This is a genomic window from uncultured Gemella sp., assembly GCF_963519265.1.
Taxonomy (GTDB): domain Bacteria; phylum Bacillota; class Bacilli; order Staphylococcales; family Gemellaceae; genus Gemella.
The window spans coordinates 1-6,113 of the sequence record NZ_CAUQNQ010000070.1 but is presented as its reverse complement, the minus strand read 5'-3'; the positions used below and the strand labels follow the sequence as shown (position 1 = coordinate 6,113).

At 27.5% G+C, this 6,113-nt stretch carries 5 protein-coding genes; 3 read left to right on the top strand and 2 right to left on the bottom strand.

What is annotated here, in order from left to right:
- Positions 1-181 precede the first annotated feature (181 nt).
- Together nrdG and RWN11_RS06525 are read right to left on the bottom strand one after the other, a co-directional pair.
- The gene (nrdG, locus tag RWN11_RS06530; protein WP_314160951.1) at positions 182-829 is read right to left on the bottom strand and encodes an anaerobic ribonucleoside-triphosphate reductase activating protein; all 648 of its coding nucleotides are present in this window, start codon (positions 827-829) and stop codon (positions 182-184) included.
- A gap of 375 nt (positions 830-1,204) precedes the next feature.
- Positions 1,205-2,812 (bottom strand): ABC transporter ATP-binding protein, encoded by a 1,608-nt coding sequence (locus RWN11_RS06525; protein WP_314160952.1) that lies wholly within the window; start codon positions 2,810-2,812, stop codon positions 1,205-1,207.
- A gap of 525 nt (positions 2,813-3,337) precedes the next feature.
- On the opposite strand from RWN11_RS06525, the gene pcp reads away from it, so the two are divergent.
- From pcp to RWN11_RS06510, 3 genes are all read left to right on the top strand, one after another.
- Positions 3,338-3,985 carry a pyroglutamyl-peptidase I gene (pcp, locus tag RWN11_RS06520; protein WP_314160950.1) on the top strand — a complete coding sequence of 216 codons (648 nt, stop codon included), beginning with the start codon at positions 3,338-3,340 and terminating at the stop codon, positions 3,983-3,985.
- A 311-nt stretch (positions 3,986-4,296) separates the two neighbouring features.
- Positions 4,297-4,701 (top strand): MarR family transcriptional regulator, encoded by a 405-nt coding sequence (locus RWN11_RS06515; protein WP_314160949.1) that lies wholly within the window; start codon positions 4,297-4,299, stop codon positions 4,699-4,701.
- A gap of 12 nt (positions 4,702-4,713) precedes the next feature.
- The gene (locus RWN11_RS06510; RefSeq protein ID WP_314160948.1) at positions 4,714-6,096 is read left to right on the top strand and encodes an MATE family efflux transporter; all 1,383 of its coding nucleotides are present in this window, start codon (positions 4,714-4,716) and stop codon (positions 6,094-6,096) included.
- The last annotated feature ends 17 nt before the right edge of the window (positions 6,097-6,113 follow it).

Here is a 6,113-nt window from a genome sequence, read left to right as displayed (position 1 = left end):
TTTTTCTAAATACTTCTTTTATATCATTTCTAAAAATCTCTATAATATTTTTCAACTTTTAATCTCCTCTCTATAAATTAATTAACAAAAACAATTAGAGATATCATCTATCCCTAATTGTTAACCTAACTATTATATCATGAAATACCTACTAGTTAAAGTAATTTCATTATATTCGAACTTAATCCATATACAGAACTACATTATCTTTACTAGAATGTTTTATATCTATAATTCTTTGATTACTACTTCCTCTAAATCTAAGGCTTAAATCTTTTAGAAAAATCATAAATGGGCCATCTACCAAGACATCACACAAGCTTAATAATTCTTTTTTATCCTCACTACCGTTTAGGAGTTGCTCATATGTGTAGCCACTATATACCCAAATATCTTTTGTTGAACCGAACTCATCTCTTACTCTTTTCGCTAAAGATTTAGCTACCTGAGTATTAAGGAACGGCTCTCCACCTAAAATCGTTAATCCTTGAACATATGAATTACTTAAATCCTGTATTATTTGATCTTCTATCTCTTTCGTATATAATTGCCCCGCATTAAAATTTTGGATACTTTCGTTAAAACACTCTTTGCAAGCGAATAGACAACCACTTAAATATATTGAACACCTTACTCCCTCTCCATCAACGAATTGAAATGGTTTATAATCAGCGTATTTTTTCTTAGAATACGCTCCCGCTAACCAAGTATCATTAGCTTCTTTAAATGTTCTCATCATACATTTATTATTAGTAGTTTTCTTAGTAGCACTATATTCTGAATTGTCTATCGTGCTAATAATAGTTCTTAATTTTTCTTCTCTTGACATAATCCTCACCCCTTATATTCATATAATATCACTTTTAAAAATGAATTACAATTTATCTTATAAAGAGATCCTCAAAATCTTTATTTTTGAGAAATCGATTTTATCAAGTAACAATAATACAGTTTGTTAAATACCTAAAAAGTTTTTATAAAGCGAAATTAGATATCAATAAAGTACCATATCTAAAATTCTCATATAAACTTTCTAAAATTTGAAACTTTTGATTCAGCACCTTCAAAATATATCTTATATAAACGACAAAGAAAGACTTAGGAAAATTAATTTTTATAAAATAAAAATCCTAAGTCACTAGTATCTAATTCCATGTATAAGTATTACTTATCTGCGGTAATATTTATAATGTTGCTCTTACTCTTATTTAATTTCTATAATGTCTGTAGCAAATTTATCAAATTCCTTACTATGAGTTATTATCAAACTTGTAATATTGTGTTCTTTTAAGTAGTTAAAAATGTTTTCTACTATTAATTCACTCAAATTGGTATTCATAGCACTTGTCGGTTCATCCAAAATAATAAACTCAGGTCTTCTTATTAATATTCTAGCCAACTCTAGTCTTTGCTTTTCTCCACCACTTAAGTTTTTTCCGTTTTCTTTCAATAAATAATTATATCCTAATTTATCAATCAATTCTTGCAGGTGTAATAATCTAACTATCTCATCAAGTCTATCCTCGTATGAATCACCTAAGAGAATATTATCTCTTATTGTAGCTTCATATATGTATGGTTCTTGACTTACTTTCAAAAATTCTCCTAAAACTTGAATATTATTCTTATATATATCTTTTTCATTGATTAAGACTTCACCATCTAACTTATATGCACCCTCTTGCAAATTTCTTAATATAAGATTAGATACTGTCGTCTTTCCTACTCCACTTCTTCCTTTTAGAACTAGAAAATCACCCTTATTTATGTTTAATCTAAAATCAGATAAAATCAGATTATCTTTAAAATAAAAACTAGCTATATTAACATTTACACTGTTAAATTTACTTATTTTTAATACTTCTTTCTCTTCATTTCTTTTATTATTGAAAGTCTTAGACAACTCACTTTCTATCTTATGAGCAGTCTGCCTAACAGTTATTTTATCTGATATAGAATTTATAGGTTCATCTAACATTCTAACTGTAGAAAATATTGCAATAGCCGAACCTACGGAAAAATCTTTATATATTATAAAATACACTGAAAGTAATAGAGAAACAATAGGTAGTATAAATGCAACAGTAGCAGATATACCTACATATAACGAAAAATACTTAGCTAAGGCAGTATTGACCTTTATTCTTTTATTTATAATGCTCTCTTTAAGATAATCTATAAAGTACTGTTCTTTATTTAATTGCTTTAAATCAAAATAACCTAATATTGACTGAAGTATATATTGATTAGTTTCACCTAATAATTTCTGTTCACTCTTCATACAATTCGAAAGCTTCTTACTTATTTGTTTTATAATAAAAAAGCATACCAATATTACAGAGAATAATATAAGTGTTATCATAACATTATACCTACACATAAATATCAATATAGAAAACAAAATAAAAGACTGCGTTACTAAAATAACTTTACCTTGAGAATACCAATCTGATATCTTAATACTATCTGACGTTAACTTAGATAATATTTCACCACTTTTTGCTTCTTTAAAATCATTATATTCACTTTTTAAAAACTTATCATAAAAATACTCTAAAACAGAAAAATTTCCAAGAAAAAAAAGTTTTCTTAAAAAATATTGAGAAAGAAATAACAATAAAAAATAAAATACTAATACTACTATCAAGTATTTAACAAAATGATAAACTCTCTCAAAATCTTTAGATATCAAACTATCCAAGATAACTTGAATAATAAAAATTGATGTTAAATTTACTATAGTTCTTAGTAATATAGAAATTATAGTAATAAGTTGAACAATATACAACTTATTATCATAATATTTTTTCATACGATTCATAAACTTCTCCTATCCATTTATTACACATTACTTCACGTAGCCTTATTTTATTAGCTAACAATAGAGTAAAACTTATCTTTTTAAAAAATACATCTTAGAGAATAAATAGATTATATCATTTTTTCAGAATAATGTAAATTTAATTATTAACAATCTGAAAATTAATTTTAAAGAATTAATGATTTATTTTACTACTAATTAGAATTTATCTCCTAAAAATATAGAAATACTATTTTCAAATTATCTAAACTGTTTTATAATTATTATAATTTAAAAATTTAATTAATTGTAATATTGTAATAGGAGGGACCCAAAAGTCCTAAAATGTAACAAAGTTCAGATGAGAACTCATAGACGCAGTGGTTTATTGATATCTAAATTCGCTTTATAAAAGCTTTTTAGATATCTAATAAACTGTGCGGGGGTGACTCGACAAAATCGATTTCTCCGAAATCACGATTTTTGAGTCACTCCCATTATTACAATATATTTTTTATAAAAATTACGAGGTGCATTATGAGAGTATTAATAACTGGTTTTGATAAGTTTGGCGGTGAAAGCATTAATCCATCTAGTTTATGTGTTAATAGCTTACCAGACAATATTGATAATATAGAAATTAAGAAAATTATCCTACCTACAGTCTTTAAGAATAGTTCACATGTCTTAGAAGAAAATATAAAATCATTTTCTCCTAACATTGTTATATGCGTTGGTCAAGCTGGTGGAAGAAGTAAAATTACACCTGAGCGTATCGCTATTAATATTGATGATGCTAGAATCCCAGATAATATTGGAAATAGCCCTATTGATGAAGTTATAAGAAAAGATGGAGAAAATGCATATTTTTCTACACTACCAATAAAGGCTATTGTTGATGAATTGAATAAAAATAATATCCCATCCGCTATTTCTAATACTGCCGGTACTTTTGTTTGCAATCATATTATGTATGAATCTTTATACCTAACTTCTAAAAAATATCCACATATTAAAGCTGGATTTATTCATATCCCTTATATTGAAGAACAGGTTTCAGAGAAGCCTAACATACCTTATATGAAAAAAGAAGATATTATCGTTGCTTTAGAATTAATAATAAAAACTGCTGTGACTTTTTATGATAAAGAAGATACAAAAATAACAGGTGGCTTAGAACATTAATTAATGCTAAATTTCTATGTCAGTTCAAACTGAGGTGGATTTTCATAAACAGTAAGAAAACACTAAATCGGAAAAGGATAACCGAAAAGTCCTAAAATTTAATAAGGTTCATATAAAAACTAATAGACCAAGTATAAATTCGCTTTATAAAAGCTTTTCAGATATCTAATAAACTACTGTGGGAAGTGACTCTACAAAATCTTATTTCTTTAAAATCACTATTTTTGAGTCACTCCCTTTCTTTTTTATGTTGACAAAATAATATACCAGGTATATAATATATTAGCTATATTATTTTAGGTGGTGAAATTATGTTAAAAGATGCGTTAGGTTATAAGCTTATTACGCTATTAGAGGACATGAGAAGTTATACTAAACAACCTCTAGCTGAGATAGGTATTACACATGGGCATTTCATTACTCTTATTTACATTTCAGAAAATGAAGGTGTTACCCAAGCTCAACTTGCTGAAATACATAGAAAAGATAGAAATATTGTTGGACGTAATATAGATGCTCTTGAAAAACAAAATTTTGTTATTAGAAAACGTGGAGTAAAAGATAGACGTTCTTATACACTACATTTAACTGAAATAGGTAAAGAAGTTTTATCAACTTACTCTAATCTACTAAATACAGCTGAAAATGAGGTTCTTAAAAACTTAACTGAAGAAGAAATTTCTACTTTCTTCACACTATTGAATAAAATAACTTAAGGAGGCAATAATATGGAAAAAACACAAAATTATATAGAAAATCCGCTAGGTACAAAACCTATAAAAAAATTACTTATATCATTTGCTTGGCCTGCTATTACTGCGAATATTATTAATGCAATGTATAGTGTAATTGACCAGATTTTTATCGGTCAAGGTGTTGGCTACTTAGGTAATGCTGCAACAAATGTCGCCTTTCCTCTTACAACTATTTGCCTAGCTATAGGTTTAATGATAGGAATTGGGGCTGCCTCTAACTTTAATCTTGAGTTAGGTCGTGGTAATCCTGAAAAAGCGAAATCTGTAGTTGGTACTGCAGTATCTTCATTGTTTATTATAGGTATTATTATCACGATTTTAGTTCACATATTCTTAAAACCTCTTATGTATGCGTTTGGATCTACAGATGAAATTTTAGAGTATGCAATGACCTTTGCTGGTATTACATCTTTAGGAATTCCATTCTTACTAATTTCTATTAGTACTAATCCTATTGTTCGTTCAGATAATAGCCCTAAATATTCAATGTTTGCCATTATTTTTGGTGCAGTACTTAATACTATTCTTAATCCAATCTTCATCTTTGGATTTGGTTGGGGAATTGCTGGATCAGCATGGGCTACGGTTATAAGCCAATTCTTATCTGCTTTGATTCTTGTTTTATATTTTCCAAAATTCAAAAGTGTTAAATTTACTAAGCAAGACTTCATCCCTAAGATACGTTTATTAAAAGTTGCTGCTGGATTTGGAATGCCTTCATTTGTTTTCCAAGGTTCTAATATGATAGCTCAAATAGTAACAAACAATTTATTAAATATTCACGGTACAAATTCTGTATATGGAAATGATATTCCTATAGCTGTAGCCGGGATTGTAGCTAAAATTAATATAATATTTATAGCTATTATTATTGGATTAATTCAAGGGGCTCAACCAATTTTTGGATATAATTACGGAGCTAAAAAATACGAACGAGTTCGTACTACAATGAGATATACTATGAAATATGCGATGATTATCTCAATTGCATTCTTCTTAATCTTTGAGATTTTTCCTAAACAAATTGTTAGTCTATTCGGAAATGGTAATGAACTATACTTTGAGTTTGCAGTTAAGTACATGAGATTTTTCTTACTATTCACATTTATAAATGGTGTTCAAATTTCAAGTTCTACTTTCTTCTCTGCAATAGGAAAACCTAAAATTGGTGTCACTATCGCCTTAACTAAACAACTTATAGTACTAATACCAATGTTATTTATTCTTTCACATTTCTTTGGTATTAATGGAGTAATCTATGCCACTCCGGTAACTGATCTTTGTGCATTCTCAGTTTCATTATTCTTCTTAATTAGAGAATTTAGAATGATGCCTAAACATAATGTTACTGCATAGAAAAAAGCAATCTAGTG